This window comes from Brevundimonas sp. 2YAF1 (genome assembly GCF_052114745.1).
In the GTDB taxonomy this organism is placed as follows: Bacteria; Pseudomonadota; Alphaproteobacteria; order Caulobacterales; family Caulobacteraceae; genus Brevundimonas.
This window is the reverse complement of the sequence record NZ_JBFRFI010000006.1, coordinates 188,650-205,101: the sequence shown is the minus strand read 5'-3', so window position 1 is coordinate 205,101 and position 16,452 is coordinate 188,650. Positions and strand designations below refer to the sequence as shown.

Sequence of the window (16,452 nt, the reverse complement as noted above, 5' to 3'; positions counted from 1 at the left end):
CCATGAGCGTCCTGAGCATCCGCGACCTCAACCTGTCGATCGGTCGGGTGCCGATCCTCAAGAACGTCAGCCTGTCCGTCGCCCCCGGCGAAATCCTCGGCCTGGTCGGCGAAAGCGGCTCGGGCAAGTCCATGACCGCGCTGGCGGTACTGGGCCTGACGCCGCCGCGCGCGACGATGACCGGCGAGATCCGCCTGAACGGCCAGCTCATCTCAGGCGCGTCCGACGCCGCCTTGCAAAAGGTGCGTGGCCGCGACGTCGGCATCATCTTCCAGGAGCCGATGACGGCCCTGAACCCCGTGATGACCATCGGCGATCAGGTCGCCGAGACGGTGCGCCTGCATAAGGGCGCGTCGCGCAAGCAAGCCCTCGCCGTCGCCCGCGCCGTGCTGGACCGGGTCGGACTGCCCGCCGAACGCTTCCCGCTGGGCCGCTTCCCGCACGAGTTGTCGGGCGGCCAGAGACAGCGCGTCGCCATCGCCATCGCCATCGCCCTGACGCCCAAGCTGCTGATCGCGGACGAGGCGACGACGGCGCTGGACGTGACGACGCAAGCCCAGGTGCTGGAGCTGCTGAAGCGGCTGGTGCGCGAGGACGGCATGGGCCTGATCCTGATCACCCACGACCTCGCTGTGGTGGCCGAGACCGCCGACCGGGTGGCGGTGATGAAGGACGGCGAACTGGTCGAAGAGGGCGATACCCGCCGCATCTTCACCGGCATGACCCACCCCTATTCGCAGCGGCTGCTGGCCAATGCGACCCACGCCCCGACGCGCAAAGCCGCCGTCCAGCACGACGCCGCGCCGGTGTTGCAGGTCGAGGGACTGGTGCGCGAATACGCCGGCGCGCGGCGCCTGTTCGGCAAGGCGGACGCCTTCCGCGCCGTGGACGAAGTCAGCCTGTCGATCCAGCCGGGCGAGAGCGTCGGTCTGGTCGGCGAGAGCGGCTGCGGCAAGTCCACCCTGCTGCGCGCCGTCCTGGCGCTGGAGACGCCGCAAGCGGGCCGGGTTCTAGTCCGCGGCCGCGACATCACGTCGGCCAAGGGCGCGGCGCTGAAGGCCATCCGTCGCGACATTCAGGTGGTGTTCCAGGACCCCTACGGCAGCTTCGATCCACGCTGGACCGTGGCGCGGCTGGTCGCAGAAAACTTCCATCTGCTGGACCAACAGCCCTCGCCCGCCGAGGCCCGTCGTCGCGTCGATCAGATGCTGGAACAGGTCGGCCTGCCCGCCTCGGCCGGCGACAAGTATCCGCATGAATTCTCGGGCGGTCAGCGCCAGCGCATCGCCATCGCCCGCGCCCTGATCACCGACCCGGCGGTCATCGCCCTGGACGAGGCAGTGTCGGCGCTGGACGTGTCGATCCGGGCGCAGATCCTCGACCTGCTGGCTGACCTGTCCAGCCGCCTGGGCGTGTCCTATCTGTTCGTCTCCCACGACCTGACCGTGGTGCGCGCCGTCACCGACCGGCTGCTGGTCATGCAGGCCGGGCGGATCGTGGAACAGGGCGACACCGCCGCCGTCTTCGCCGCCCCTTCGCACCCCTATACGCAGAAACTACTGGCGGCGACGCCGGATCTGGCCCGAAATATCGGCGCGCTCGACGCCGCGCATAAGGAGACCGTTCGATGAACCGCAGAACCCTGCTGGGCTCGGCCCTGATCGGCGGCGTCGCCTCGGCCGCTGGCGCGGCTTCTGCCGCCCCCAACACCGAGCAAGCCGCCGCGCCGCGCGCCAGCGGCCGCACCGGCCCGCTGAACCTGATCACAGATGTCGAAGGCATCAAGATCGGTCAGGCCCATGACGCGGGCGTCCGCACCGGCGTCACCGTCATCCTGGCCGAAAAGCCCGCCGTGGCCGCCGTGGACGTGCGCGGCGGTGGTCCCGCCGGACGCGAAACCGACGTGCTAAAGCCCGAAAATCTGGTGCAGGAGGTGGACGCCATCGTCCTGTCGGGCGGCTCGGTTTACGGCCTGGCCTCGGGCGACGGCATCGCCGCCTGGATGGGGATGCGCGGGCGCGGCTACGGCATGGGGGGCGCGCCCGGCGTGCCGCCCTCGCCCATCATCCCGACCGCCTGCCTCTATGATCTGGCCAATGGCGGGAACAAGAAGTGGGAGATGGACCCGCCCTATCGCCGTCTGGCCGTCGAAGCGTTGGAGGCCGCAGGCGACCGCTTCGATCTGGGCACCGCCGGGGCCGGCTATGGCGCCGAGGCCGGCGCGCTGAAGGGCGGCATCGGCTCGGCCTCGGCCCTCATGGCCAATGGCTGGACCGTCGGGGCCATCGTCGCGGTCAACAGCGTCGGCGCTGTCGTCGCCCCCAACGGCAAGACCTTCTGGGCCTCCCCGTTCGAGATCGGCGACGAGTTCGGCGGTCTGGGTTCGGCAGGCCTGGCCGCCTCGGCCGAGGACTGGGGCCTGTCGAAAGGCCGCGCTCGCCCGCGCGAGAACACCACCATCGCCTGCATCGCCACCGACGTGGCCCTGACGCGGGTGGAGTGTCAGCGGCTGGCCATCATGGCCCAGGACGGCATGGCCCGCGCCATCCGCCCCAGCCACGCGCCGTTCGACGGCGATACCCTGTTCTGCCTGTCTACTGGCAAGAAGCAGATCACCGACCCGGCCATGCGCCAGATCGCAGTGGCCCAACTGGGCAATGTCGCCGCCGACGTCCTGGCCCGCGCCATCGCGCGCGGCGTCTATCACGCTACCAACTACGAGGGTCGGACCGGCCAGACCTGGCGGGAGCTTTAAGCCGGCCCCGACCCTTCTCCCCTCGGGGGAGAAGGTGTCATGCGCAGCATGACGGATGAGGGGGCGGTCGGCAGTACCTTAATGGCCGAAGGTCGAGAGGCAGCAAAACTCCCCCTCATCCGACCCGCTAACGCGGCCCACCTTCTCCCCCGGAGGGGAGAAGGGTTCATCGCATTTTACAGCCAGTCGTCGCTGCCGATCGGGGCGCCGGGGGGAATGGGCTGAACCGCCCGTTCGCCTTCGGTCAGCGCCTTCAGTCCCTCGACCGGGCCGGTCAGCAGTTCGGCCAGATAGGCGCACTGCGCCGTTTCCAGTCGGTCGCCGCGGCAGCGTTTCAGTTGTTCGCCGAAACGACGCGCGCCGTCGCGCACCACGCCCTGAGCCGTGGACGACAGGTCCTTGCCTTGAATCAGGGTGGCCAGATCGGCGGCGTAGCGGGCGCGCACGGCGCGGCGCAGTTCCATCTGGCGCGGGCTGAGGCCGACGCCGTTACCAAGCGTCGACGACACACGATCCAGCACCTCGGGCAGGCCCAACTGACCCGCATCGCGGCGTTGCTGCTCCACCAGACGATTCAGGCGCTCGGGCGCCAGCAGGGATTCGAACACCACCTCGGACGCGGTCGCGGCCGCCGAGGACGGGTCGAACACGGCGTCCGTCTTGCCAGCGAACAGTTCGATCTCGGTCTGGCGGTCGGTATTGCCCGACTGGGCCGAGGACAGCAGGTCGATCAGCGGATCACGCAGGTCCAGCACCTCGGGCGACAGGGCCTGCATCAGGGCGTCCAGCGCCGCGCGCTGACGGTCGGCGGGGACGACCTGGGCCGTCTCGGCGCCGTCGCCCTTGACCGCATAGCGATAATCGACCCCGGCGATCAGCCGCGCCACCGCCGTCGTCTGATAGCGGTGATAGAGGTAGATGGGCACGATCACGCGCTGCAGGTCGGCCGCGGCAGCGCCATCGGGGATGTTGTCCAGGCCGAAGCGATCCAGGGCGATCTTGCGCACCGCCATGACATTGGCGAACTCGGCCACCGGATCGGTCCCGTTGTCCCACATGGCGCTGTAGGGCTGGGCCCCGCCCAGCGTCCGCGTGTCGCTGTCGGAGACGAAGCGATAACCGCGCGCCTGCCCGTCGGCGATCAGGGCCGCGCGGCGCGCCGCCTGATCCTGCCCTGGCCTGTCGCCATACAGCCAGTCCACGACGTATCCGTCCCAGGCGCCGACGCCGGTCGTATAGGCGCGGCTGAAGTCCAGCCGGTCGCCGTCCGCGATCACCCAGGGCGCCGGATAATCCATGACCGAGGCGCGGTCGGCGAAGGTGCTCGCCGCGAAATTGTGGGCGAACCCGAGAGCATGGCCGATCTCGTGCGCCGCGAGGTGTCGCAGGCGCTGATAGGCCAGACGGTCCGGGTCGTCCTCGCCGCCGGTGCCGCTCTTGGCGGCGCCGACCAGGCCTTCGAAGATCATCTTGTCCTGCCGGTCGCGCAGCGAGCCCAGTTGCACCACGCCCCGCACGATCTCGCCGGTGCGGGGATCGTTGACGCTGGTGCCGGTGGACCAGCCGCGCGTCTCGCGGTGGACCCAGGAGACGATGTTGTAGCGCGCATCCATCGGATGCGCCCCCTCGGGCAGAAGCTCGACCCGGAAGGCGTGGATGTAACCTGCCCGATCAAAGGCTTGGGCCCACCAGTTGCCGCCTTCAACGAGAGCCTGCTGAATGGCCGGAGGCGCCGCACGGTCGACGTAGAAGACGATGGGCTTCTTGACCGGCGAACGGGCAGCGGTCGGATCGGTCTTCTCCAGTCGGAAGCGACGCGCCAGACGGCTGACCACCGGCTGATCCAGATCGGCGGCGAAGTCCGTCACCAGCACCTGGGCCGAGGCCCCCGCGCGCGGATCGTGCGGCGCTGTGATAAAGCCCTCGTCCGGCAGGCGGATGAAGGAGTGGCGCACGGCGATGGTGACCGAGCGGGCGTCGGGCGCGACGCGCGACAGCTCCATGCCCGGCTCGTCGCTGGTGAAGGTCTGGACGGTCTGGAACTCGACATTGTCGGGGAAGACCAGGGTCTGGTCGAGGTCCAGATAGCCCAGGGTCGGCGCCGGCTTGAAGGTCCCCTGCCGGCCGCGTTTCAAACGTCCGGCCGCGTTGACCGCGTCGCGCTCGAGGAAACCGGACAGGTCCACTGTCACCGAACCGTCAGGGTGAGTCTCGGCCACGTCAGCGGCCCAGATCACCGAGGGGGCGAAGGATGCGGCCACCGCATTCTGCTGATCCGCTCCGGCGCCGACGGCGCGGAAGCGGGTGTTCTCGAACCGGGCCAGAACGCGGTTGCCCACCTTCTGGAAGGCGACGATCTGGGTCTGGCCCAGACCCGAGCGGTCCAGCCCGACGCCGTCCATGCCCAGCCCCGCCGACAGGCCGGGCTGGTAGAGATAGCGGCCCAGCACGCCGCCTTCGCCGGGCGCAGGCAGGCGCACCAGAACCTTGCCCTTTTCGCGATCCAGCCGAACCCCGAACAGGCCTTCCTGGAAGGCCGCCGTCGCCGCGGGACGCGAGGCCCCCGCCTCGGCCATCACGGGCGCGGCGCCCGCGATCAGAACCAGGCCGGCGACGCTCGCCAACAGAACCTTGCGCAACATGGGCCGCCCCCGCGGATGACTGAGACTGAAACGCTTACTGGACGCCGAGCGCCAGGGCGTCGGGCCGACGCGTGTCGGCGGCGCCGAGGAATCGGTCGCCTTCGATCATGATGGACTGGGTGCTGCCCATTGTCATGGACGGACGGACCGTGTGGCCGCGCGCCGTCAGCAGGCGTTCGACGTCGGGCGAGAAGCCGCCTTCAAGCTCCAGCGGGCTGTCGCCGCCGGCCTGATTGAGGCGCGGACGCATGGCGGCCTCGGCGATGTTCAACTGGTGGTCGATGACGTTGACGATCAGTTGCACCATGGTGGCGATGATATAGCCGCCGCCCGGCGTGCCGGTGACCAGCCAGGGCTTCTCGTCGTCGAAGACGATCATCGGCGTGATGGTCGAGCCCAGACGCTTGCCCGGCGCCGGCGAGTTCGGCTCGCCCCGCGTGCCCCACGAGAAGTTGTCGAGCGAGTTGTTCAGCAGCACCCCCGTCCCCGGCGCCGCGACGTGCGCACCGTAGGAGTTGGACAGGGTGTAGGTGTTCGCCACCGCATTGCCGTGGGCGTCGGCCACCGAATAGTGGGTCGTGTCCTGGCTCTCATACGGATAGGGGTTGCCTTCGGGGATATCGGCGGCGTCCAGCGAACGGTCCATCGCGATCAGCTTGACCCGCTCGGCGGCGAATTCCTTGCTGGCCAGGCCGCGCGCCGGCGTCGTCCACTGCGGCGCGCCGCCGATCAGGCGACGGTCCGACGAGACGATCTTCATCGCTTCCGAGATCAGGTGCAGGCTGTCGACGCTGCCCCAGCGCAGGTCGCGCATGGGGAAATGCTCCAGCAGGTTCAGCCCCTCCGCGACGCTGACGCCCGAGGCGGTCGGCGGCATGTAGGCGATGCGATGGTCGCGATAGGTCGACCAGATCGGCGCCGAGACATCGGCGCGGTAATCGGCAAGATCCTTCTCGTCCATAATCCCGCCGCCGGCGCGGACGCCGGCGACGATCTTCTTGGCCAGTTCCCCACGATAGAAGGCGTCGGCTCCGCCCTGCTGCACCTGGCGCAGGCTCCAGGCCAACTGCGGCTGCTTGAACAGGTCGCCCGCGCGATAAGGCGTGCCGTCCGCCTTCAGATAGGCTTCGCGCGCGCCGGCGTCGGTCGCCAGAACGGTCGCGCGGCCTGCGGTGGCGTCGGCCTCGCCGTCCGACAGGATCACGCCGTCCTGGGCCAGCTTGACCGCAGGGGCCACGACCTGGGCCCAGGTCAGGGCGCCGAAGCGTTTGTGCGCCTCCCACATGCCCGCGACGGTGCCGGGCACGGCGACATTGCGGAAGCCCGAGGGCGCGCGCCGGTCGAATTTGCCGTTGTCGTCCAGCAGCAGGTCCGGCGTCGTCGCGCGCGGAGCCGTGCCGTAATAGTTGATGGCGACGTCCTGGGCCGGGCGATCCGCCGTCGCGGCCATGTGCACGATCATATAGCCGCCGCCGCCGATATTGCCGGCGCGCGGCAAGGCCACGGCTTCGGCGAAGGCCACGGCCACGGCGGCGTCCACGGCGTTGCCGCCCTGTTTCAGAATATCGACGCCGACCTGGGTCGCGATGGCGCTCTGGCTCACCACCATGCCGCCGCGACCAACGGTCGGGCTGTGGATCTGGCCGTAGTTGACGATGTCGCCGCCGCTGCCGACCGCGGGGCGCGTCTGAACCGGCGCCTGCTGCGCCATCACCGGCATCGCCATCAATAGGGCCGCTGAGGCGACCGCCAGAACCGTCATATGAGAACGCATCGCCACCCCGTCATATTTGAACTCGACCGGCGGACGCTCAGAAACGAGATTCCGTCTCCGCCCACCGTAAATATCGAAGCGAGAGCGATAGCATTGCCCAAACCGCAACAACAAGGGTGATTTCAGGTGATTATTGGGTCCAATATTCAAATAACGGCAATATTTTTTCTGCCGCGGTTGACGTGGTCATTGTGTCCGTTTCTAGTTCTAAACGGGGTGGAATCTCCGGGCGCCGTCGAATCCAAGAGACGACCGGCGGATCGCGAAATCGCCTTTCCAAAAATCAAACACCGGCCGCCGCCGGACGAGCATCGAGGGGACTTCGGGCTCGATGATCAATAACTGGGGATGAAATGACCATGCGTGCAGCCTTCGCTCGTCGAAGCTTGAAGACGGCCATGTTGGCCACCACGGCGCTGTTCGGCGCCGCCACAGCCGCGGCCGCCCAGGACGCGCCGCAGCAAGACGCCACCCAGGTCGACGAAATTGTCGTCGTCGGCTCGCAGATTCGCGGCGCCAAAGTGACCGCCGCCCTGCCCGTGACCGTAGTCGGCGAGGAACAGATTCTGGCCTCGGCCGCCGTCTCGGGCGACGACCTGATCCGTTCGATCCCGCAGATGGGCGACGTCACCTTCAACTCCGCCTACCTGCCCGCCAGCTCGAACTCGGCGCGCGGCGACACCGGCTCGGTCAACCTGCGCGGCCTCGGTATCGGCAACACCCTGGTGCTGCTGAACGGCCGTCGCGTCGTCGGCCACCCGACCAGCCAGGCCAACGAGCATCTGGTCCCGGTCCTGACCTACAACACCAACGCCATTCCGGTGACCGGCCTGAAGCGTCTGGAAGTCCTGCGTGACGGCGCCGCCGCCATCTACGGCGCCGACGCCGTGGCCGGGGTGATCAACACCGTCCTGCGCGACGACCTGAACGGCCTGACCGTCTCGGCCCAATATGGCGGCGCCGAAGGCACCGGCATGCGCGAGACCAATCTCAGCGCCTATGGCGGCCGCGACTTCTTCGACGGTCGGGGTAATCTGTCGGTCTTCGTGAACTACGACCAACGCACCGAGCTTTCGACCACGGATCAGGACTACACCGCGTCGCTGGACAAGCGCCCGCTGTTCGCCGGGACCGGCTATGAGAACAACACCACCCTGAACGGCCGCTCGTCGCTGACGCCCTGGGGCCTGTTCCGTCCGACGGGCGGCACGGTGAAACTGACTCCCGGCGGCGCCAATGTCACCGCCTTCACCATGCAGCCGTCCAGCTTCACGGGCTGCTCGGCGCCGGCGGCCAACGGCCTGTGCCTCAAGTCCGCCACGAGCACCGATGCGCGCCTCTACTCGGACTCGGCGGCCCAGGGCCTGACCGTCATGCCCGAGGTCGAACGCCTGAACGTGTTCCTGAACGGCAAGTACAAGCTGAACGACAGCATCGAGGCCTTCGGCGAGCTGGGCTATTACCAGGCGGAAACCACGGCCTGGCAGGCGCCCATCAGCACCCTGTCCTCGATCATCCTGACCATCCCCAAGGCCAGCTATTACAACCCGTTCGGCCCGATCACCTTCGCTAACGGATCGGTCAACCCGAACCGCCTGCCTGGAATCACCGCACCGGCCGGCGGCGTGGATCTCCAGCTCAGCGGCTATCGCTTCGACGACCTCGGCCCGATCGAGGTCAACGTCACCAACAAGCAGTATCGCGCCCTGGGCGGCCTGCGCGGCGAGTTCGCCGGTTGGGACTGGGAAAGCGCCCTGGTCTACTCCGAGGCCAGCGCCCTGGATATCAGCGACAACGTCTCGACCACCGCCCTGCAAAAGCAGCTCGCCCTGTCGACGCCCGACGCCTACAATCCGTTCAACGGCGGCGACCTGAACAACCTCAGCTTCGGCGACGGCACGCCCAGCAACAAGGCCGCGCTGGACGCCATCCGCGTCAAGATGCGCCGCTACACCGAAACCACTCTGGCCCTTTGGGACTTCAAGGTTTCGCGCCCTGACCTCTTCGCCCTGCCGGGCGGCGACCTCGGCATGGCTGCCGGGGTCGAGGCCCGCCGCGAGACTCAGCTGGACGACCGCGACCAGCGCATCGACGGAACCATCACCTTCACGGACGTCTCTGGCGCGGTTTACGGCGACCTGATCAACGGCTCGTTGAACCCGGACACCACGGGCGACCGCACTGTCTATTCGGCCTACGCCGAGCTGGCTGTGCCGATCGTCTCGCCGGAGATGAACATCCCGTTCGTGCACAATCTGGAAGCCCAGATCGCCGGCCGCTACGAGCACTATTCGGACTTCGGCGACATCGCCAAGCCCAAGGTCGCCGTGGCCTGGGACCTGGCCGAAGGTCTGCGCCTGCGCGGCTCGTGGGCTCAGGGCTTCCGCGCCCCGAACCTGGAACAGATCAACGCCACCGTGGTGACCCGTTCCAATTCGAGCACCGACTGGGCCTACTGCGAGGCCCTGACCCGTCGCGGCGCGATCACGGGCCTCAACAAGTGCGTCAGCCCCACCATCACCCCCGGCTTCTCGGACGCAAGCTCGGTCAACACCGCCCGCATCCGTCGCAACGTCGCCGAACAGCGCGCCGGCAACCCGAACCTGAAGCCGGAAGAGTCGGAAACCCTGTCGTTCGGCACGGTGATCCAGCCCGACTTCACGCCCGCCCAACTGGGCAACTTCACCTTCACCATCGACTGGTGGAACGTGAAGCAGACCGGCATGGTCGGCGTGTTCCGCGGCCAGAACGCCCTGACGCTGGACTACCTGCTGCGTAAGCAGGGCAGCTCCAACCCGAACGTGGTCCGCGCTGCGCCGACGCCGGAAGACGTCGCCATCTTCGCCGGCACCGGCATGCAGGCCGCCGGCGAGATCCTCTACGTCAAGGATCTCTACGACAACCTGCAGCCGCAGGAAGTCGAAGGCATCGACCTGGGCGTCATGTGGAACCTGCGCGGAACCAACATCGGCGACTTCAGCGTCAACCTGAACGCCTCGCACCTGCTGAAATATCATCTGGAGCCGTCGCCGGCCGTTCAGGCTCTGATGGACGCCAAGGCCAAGGGCGACATCGACGCGGCCGTCGCCTTCAGCGGCAGCGCCGGCGACCTGATCCGCGCCGGCGGCCGGCCCGAATGGAAGTGGTCGGCCTCGGCCACCTGGCGCTACGAGAACGTCACGGTCGGCGCCTACACCGCCTATACCGGCAGCGTTAAGCAGGACGGCCTGACCAACTCGGTCGGCGAGATCTGGACCGTCGATTCGCAGATCACGGCCAACCTCTATGGCGAGTATGAGTTCAACGACGGCCTTCTGGGCGGAACCGCCGTACGCCTCGGCGTCCGCAACCTGACCAACGAAGCCCCGCCGCTGGCCTCCGACGGCTACCTGGGCACCGTTTATCAGCCCTACGGCCGCTACTGGTACGCCAACATCCGCAAGTCGTTCTAACGGTCCTTGCTTCTAATCGGGGCGGAAGGCGAGCGATCGTCTTCCGCCCTTCTTTCTATCTTGATGCCTGTTTGTGGAGTTCCCGATGAAATCCGTCTCGATGCGCGTCCTCGCCGTCGCCGCTGCCCTGGCTGGCCTTGCCGCCCCAGTCGCCGCCGCCGAACTGTCGCCTCAGGCCCGCGCCCAGATCACCGCCACGGTCGATCACAACCAGGCCGCCCTGGACACCGCCGCGCTCGAAATCTGGAAGTTCGCAGAGCTGGGCTATCAGGAAACGCAGAGCACGGCCCTGCTGCAGGGCCAGCTGACCCAGGCGGGGTTCACGGTCACGCCCGGCGTGGCCCATGAGCCCACCGCCTTCATCGCCAGTTTCAAGAACGGCGCCGGCCCGGTCGTCGCCGTCCTGGCCGAGTATGACGCCCTGCCCGGCCTGTCGCAGACGATGAACCCGGTGCAGGAATCGGCGGGCGGTCACGCCGGCCACGGCTGCGGCCACAACCTGTTCGGCGCCGCCTCGGTTCATGCCGCCATCGCAGTCAAGGACTGGATGGTCGCCAACAACATCAAGGGCGAACTGCGCGTCTATGGCACGCCCGCCGAAGAAGGCGGCTCGGGCAAGGTCTATATGGTCCGCGACGGCCTGTTCAACGACGTCAACGTCGCCGTCCACTGGCACCCGGGCAACGTCAACAGCGCCCGCCAGGGCGACACCATGGCCAACGTCAGCGGCAAGTTCCGCTTCTACGGCGTCTCGTCCCACGCCGCCGCCGCGCCGGATCGCGGCCGCTCGGCCCTGGACGCGGTCGAGGCCATGAACGCCATGGTCAACCTGATGCGCGAGCACATCCCTGACCGCACCCGCATCCACTACGCCATCACCGACGGCGGCAAGGCGCCGAACGTCGTTCCCGCCTTCGCCGAGAGCTACTACTACGTCCGCCACACCGACCCGACCATCGTCCGCGACGTGCTGGAGCGTGTGAAAAAGGCCGCCGAGGGCGCGGCCATGGGCACCGGCACCCGGGTCGAGTTCGAAGCCATCGGCGGCGTCTATTCCATGCTGCCGAACGAGACCCTGATGAAGGTCATGGACCGCAACCTGCGCGCGGTCGGCGGCATCACCTGGACGCCCGAGGAAATCGCTCTGGCCACCGAGATCCAGAAGACCCTGCCGTCCAAGCCGGCGCTGTCCAGCGTCGGCGAGATCGAACCGGCGGTGATCGGCGGCGACTTCGGCGGCTCGACCGATGTGTCGGATGTCAGCTGGGTCGTGCCGACGGTGGGCCTGTCCACCGCCACCTTCGTTCCGGGTTCGGCCGGCCACAGCTGGCAGAACGTAGTGGCCGCTGGTTCGACCATCGGCCTGAAGGGCGCGCATCTGGCGGCCAAGACCCTGGCGCTGACCACCGCCGAACTGTTCCAGAGCCCCGAGACGATCCAGACCGCCGCCGGCGAATTCCAGCGCCGCCGTGGTCCCGACTTCAAATACGAAGCCCTGCTGGGCGATCGCACCCCGGCGCTCAACTACCGCGACTAGAACCATCCTGGCCCACGGGCTCGTCCCCAGGGACGTTTCCTTCTTGCCGTCATCCCCGGGCTTGTCCCGGGGATCCAGACACTCAACCTTGGCTCGCCGCCCGCGCGCCTTGGGCTCAAACCTCGAGTCTATGGAGTCTCGGGACAAGCCCGAGAATGACGGGAGAAGAAGACAGGCTGAGCGCTCCGAATTGGGGTCGCCATCCTAATGCCGCGCCCCAATCTCAGTGAATTCGCGGCCTTGCGCCCTTCCGCAAGCGCTTTTGCCCGCCGCCTTCCGCCCGTGCGTCATCATGCCCCTCGGTCAGCACTGCCGAGGGGATTTCAGACGATTCAGACGAATTGGACTCTGTTTTTCTAGCCGCCCGAAGCCTCTGACCTCGGCGGCGCCCGGCGCGCATGGGTGACTTGCTCATAGGCATAGCCCAGCGACAGGATGCGGGCGTCGTCCCACCGGCCGCCGAGGAAGCTGAGACCCACCGGCATGCCCCGGTCGAAGCCCATCGGGACCGTCAGGTGCGGATAGCCCGCCACCGCCGCCAGCCGACTGGCCGAGCCCTTCATATCGTCATCGTCCTTGGGATCATTGGTCCAGGCCCGCGAGGTCGTCGGCGCGATCAGGGCGACGACGCGGTGTTCGGCCATCATCCGGTCGATACCGTCCGGTCCCGCCGCCCGCAGCGACTTCGCCCGCGCCTCGACATAGGCGGGTTCGGTCAGGCCGCCGGTCGCCTGCGCCCGTTCGAACAGATCCTGCCCGAACAGCACCGTCTCGCGCGGTTCGGCGGCGTTGAAGGCGATGACGTCGGCCAGCGTCCGGGTCTTCACCTGCATCGGGTCGGTCGAGGCCAGATAGGCGTTCAGATCGTGCTTCAACTCGGTCAGCAGGACCGTCAGCTCCCAGCCGCCGATGGCGCGCATGTCGGCCGGTCCCTGCTCGATCTCGACGACTTCGGCCCCGGCAGCGCGCAGGGCGGCCAGCGCCTTGTCGAACTCCGCCCGCGTCTCCTCGGAATAGTTCGGCAGCAGGAAGCGCATGACGCCGATCCGCGCGCCGCTCAGGCTGCCGGCGTCGAGGGCGGCGCGATAATCGACCTTGCGTGCATCCGCCTCAAACGTGGCCAGATCGGCGGGATCGGAACCGGCGAGGACGGTCAGGACGATAGCCGCGTCCTCGACCGTCCTGGCGATGGGACCGGCAGTGTCCTGAGAGTGGCTGATCGGAATGACGTGGGTGCGACTGACCAGGCCCACGGTCGGCTTGAACCCGACCACGCCGTTGACCGAAGCTGGACAGGTGATCGACCCATCCGTCTCCGTGCCGATGGCGACCGGGGCCAGGCCGATGGCGACCGCCACGGCGCTGCCCGAGGATGACCCGCAGGGCGTCCGCTCCGGGTCATGGGGATTGCGCGTCTGGCCGCCGACCGCGCTCCAGCCGCTGATGGACTGCGACGAGCGGATGTTGGCCCACTCCGAAAGATTGGTCTTGCCCAGGATCACCGCCCCCGCGTCTCGCAGCCTGGCCACTATGGGGGCGTCGCGGCCGGGCGCGTTGTCGGCCAGTGCCAGAGAACCCGCCGTGGTCGGCATGTCGCGGGTCTCGATATTGTCCTTCAGGAGAACAGGGAGGCCTCTGAGGGGGCCGCGTGGGCGCGGCGCCTTTCCCTCCATCAGCGACGGCGCGACGACAATGACCGCCGCGGGCGGCCCCGGCACGGTCTGATCGGCGCTCAACGTCACCTCTATCGCCCCAGTCAGGGCGGCATGCGAGGGGTAGAGGCCGTCAACGACCGCAGCAGCGGTCGGAGGCTGGAATATCCGGCCTCCGTTGTCGCCCTCGAGGGTCCAGGTGCCGTCGCCGTTCGGCGTGGCGCAGGCCGTCAGCGCCAGGGCGCTGACGGCGGCGACGATCAGTCCGCCTTTGCGGGCGCCCGCGTGCCAATCGTGCGGTCGAGGAAGTCCAGATAGGTGCGCCACAGGTGAAGCTGCCTTTCGTTGCCGCGCACGCCGTGACGCTGACCCGGATAGAGCATGGTCTCGAAGGGGATGCTCTTTTCCTGCAGCGCGTTCAGCACTCGCGTGGTGTTTTCGAAGATGACGTTGTCGTCGGCCATGCCGTGCAGCAGCAGCAGACGTCCGGTCAGGCGGTCGAGGCGGCCCAGCACGTCGGACGCGGCATAGCCTTCCACATTGGCCTGCGGCGTTGACATGTAGCGCTCGGTATAGGCCGTGTCGTAGAGGCCCCATTGCGTCGGCGGAGCGCCGGCCAGGGCCGAGGCCAGACCCATCTTGGGCTCGGTCAGGGCCATCAGGCTCATGAAGCCGCCGTAGGACCAGCCCATCATGGCGATGCGGCTGTCGTCGACGTAGGGCAGCGACCGCAAATAGTCGGCGGCGATGACCTGATCCTCGATCTCGGGCTGGCCCATCTTCAGATAGAGGGCCTGCTTGAAGGCCGCCGAACGGTCGCCCTCGCCCCGGTTGTCCAGGCGGAAGACGATATAGCCGGCTTCGGTCAGAAGCTGGTTGGTCGCGCCCTGCCAGGCGTTCTTCACGCCGCCGGCCGAGGGGCCGCCGTAGACCTGCATGACGACCGGATAGGTCTTGGACGGATCAAAGTCCGGCGGCGTCGTCATCTGCCACATCAGGGTCTGGCCATGACTTTGCAGCGTGCCGAAGGTCGGCTTCTGCTGGCGCTGGGCGTAGGGCCAGAAGGGGTGGCCGGGCTGGAGTTTGTTCTCCTCGATCCAGCGCACGCGCTTGCCGTCGATCCCATAGAGGGCCGACTGCGGCGGCGTGTTCACGTCGCTGTAGTTGCCGACATAGGCCGTGCCCGTGCCGTTGACCGAGGGGCTCCACCAGCCGCCGCGCGGCGTGACCTCGGCGGGCGCGCCCGTCCGTTTCAGGCTGGCGCGGAACAGTTGCTGCTCGATGGGATATTCCTTCCCGTCGCGCATGGAGGCGGTGAAGAAGACCTCGCCCGTCGCCTCGTTGACGCCTTCCAGCGCCTTGACCGGATAGTCGCCCTGCGTGATCGCGCGCAGGCGGCGGCCGTCGCGGTTGTAGAGGTAGAGGTGCTTCCAGCCGCTCTCTTCCGACGCCCAGATGAAGTCGCCGTTCTTCAGCGCCTTGAAGTCGTGGCTCAGCGGCACCCAGGCGTCCGAGCGCTGGCTGGCGATGACGCGGCTGGCGCCGGTCGACGGATCGACGCTCAGCAGGTCCAGCGTCTTCTGATCGCGCGACAGCCGCTGGACGAACAGGGTCCGCCCGTCCTTGGCCCAGTCGACGCGCGCCAGATAGATGTCGGCGTTGGCGCCCAGGTCGACCTTGACCCGCTTGCCCGCCTGAACGTCCTGGACATAGAGCTCGACCACGGCGTTGGGCCGCCCCGCGCGCGGATAGCGCTGCTGCGTCACCGAGGCGCCGCCGCCGGTGATGTCCAGGCGCGGAATGATATCCACCTGCGTCTCGTCGGTGCGTTGCAGGGCGATGAAACGCTCGTCCGGGCTCCACCAGTAGCCGGTGTCGCGGTCCAGTTCTTCCTGGGCGATGAACTCGGCCGTGGCCCAGGTGATCAGGCCGTCGCCGTCCGTCGTGATCGCCTGCTCGGCGCCCGAGGCCAGGTTGAGGATGACCAGATCCTGATCGCGCACGAAGCTGACATAGGCGCCCTTGGGCGAGACCTTGGCGTCGATCTCGTCCGCCGCCGTCTGGGTCAGGCGACGCACGCTGCCGTCGGCGCGGTTGGCCAGGAAGACGTCGCCTTCCAGCGGGGCCAGGATGTAGCGGCCCTGCTCGTCCCACGAATATTCAACCACGCCGCGCTGCGAAATCCGCATCCGCTCGCGCCGCGCCTTCTCGGCCTCGGACAGCTCGCCTGCGTCAGGGACCAGGGCGCGAGCGTCGATCAGTTTGAACGGCTCGCCGCCGGCGACCGGCGCGGCCCACAGGTCCAGCACGTCCACGTCGTCGGGCCGCGAACGCAGGAAGGCGACCAGTTCGCCGTCCGGCGACAGGCTGACGCCGCGCGCCACCGGCCCGGACAGGGACGGATTGGCGAAGACCCGCTCGACCGTCAGAATCGAGGACGCCGGCGCGGTCGCGGCGAGCGGGGCTGCCGGCTGCGGTGCGGATTGGGCGAAGGCCGAAGTCGCGGCCATCAGGATCGTCGAGGCGAGAAGTAATGTGCGCATAGCGGCGAAGCTAGAGGCGGAATCTTCTGTCGTCATCTGTAATTCTCGCGCGCCTGCGACCCCCGCGAGCCTTTCGCAAACCGCTCCGACCGCCTAG

General features: G+C 68.0%; 8 protein-coding genes. 4 read left to right on the top strand and 4 right to left on the bottom strand.

All coding sequences use genetic code 11. From position 1 onward, the window contains the following. The first annotated feature begins 2 nt into the window (after window positions 1-2). A complete protein-coding gene (locus AB4Y68_RS10350) occupies window positions 3-1,631 on the top strand; it encodes an ABC transporter ATP-binding protein (protein ID WP_441455532.1) in 1,629 nt (542 codons plus the stop codon). Further along, complete coding sequence (locus AB4Y68_RS10345) at window positions 1,628-2,755, top strand: P1 family peptidase (RefSeq protein ID WP_441455531.1); 1,128 nt, start codon at window positions 1,628-1,630, stop codon at window positions 2,753-2,755. The genes AB4Y68_RS10350 and AB4Y68_RS10345 overlap by 4 nt, the downstream gene beginning before the upstream one ends. 176 nt (window positions 2,756-2,931) lie before the next feature. Here the strand turns inward: AB4Y68_RS10345 and AB4Y68_RS10340 are convergent, their stop codons facing one another. Continuing rightward, window positions 2,932-5,397: a zinc-dependent metalloprotease gene (locus tag AB4Y68_RS10340; RefSeq protein ID WP_441455529.1), complete on the bottom strand. Its 2,466-nt coding sequence runs from the start codon at window positions 5,395-5,397 to the stop codon at window positions 2,932-2,934. Between the two features lie 34 nt (window positions 5,398-5,431). Beyond that, a complete protein-coding gene (gene ggt, locus AB4Y68_RS10335) occupies window positions 5,432-7,171 on the bottom strand; it encodes a gamma-glutamyltransferase (protein ID WP_441455527.1) in 1,740 nt (579 codons plus the stop codon). 398 nt (window positions 7,172-7,569) lie between these two features. Between ggt and AB4Y68_RS10330 the strand changes: the two genes are divergently transcribed. Continuing rightward, window positions 7,570-10,623, top strand: coding sequence for a TonB-dependent receptor domain-containing protein (locus AB4Y68_RS10330; protein ID WP_441455526.1), 3,054 nt, complete (start codon window positions 7,570-7,572; stop codon window positions 10,621-10,623). An 85-nt stretch (window positions 10,624-10,708) separates the two neighbouring features. Beyond that, window positions 10,709-12,160 carry an amidohydrolase gene (locus AB4Y68_RS10325; RefSeq protein ID WP_441455524.1) on the top strand — a complete coding sequence of 484 codons (1,452 nt, stop codon included), beginning with the start codon at window positions 10,709-10,711 and terminating at the stop codon, window positions 12,158-12,160. Between the two features lie 356 nt (window positions 12,161-12,516). Here AB4Y68_RS10325 and AB4Y68_RS10320 read toward each other — a convergent pair whose 3' ends face one another. Further along, window positions 12,517-13,833, bottom strand: coding sequence for an amidase (locus AB4Y68_RS10320; protein WP_441455624.1), 1,317 nt, complete (start codon window positions 13,831-13,833; stop codon window positions 12,517-12,519). A 239-nt stretch (window positions 13,834-14,072) separates the two neighbouring features. Next, window positions 14,073-16,391 (bottom strand): S9 family peptidase, encoded by a 2,319-nt coding sequence (locus tag AB4Y68_RS10315; protein WP_441455523.1) that lies wholly within the window; start codon window positions 16,389-16,391, stop codon window positions 14,073-14,075. Window positions 16,392-16,452: the final 61 nt, after the last annotated feature.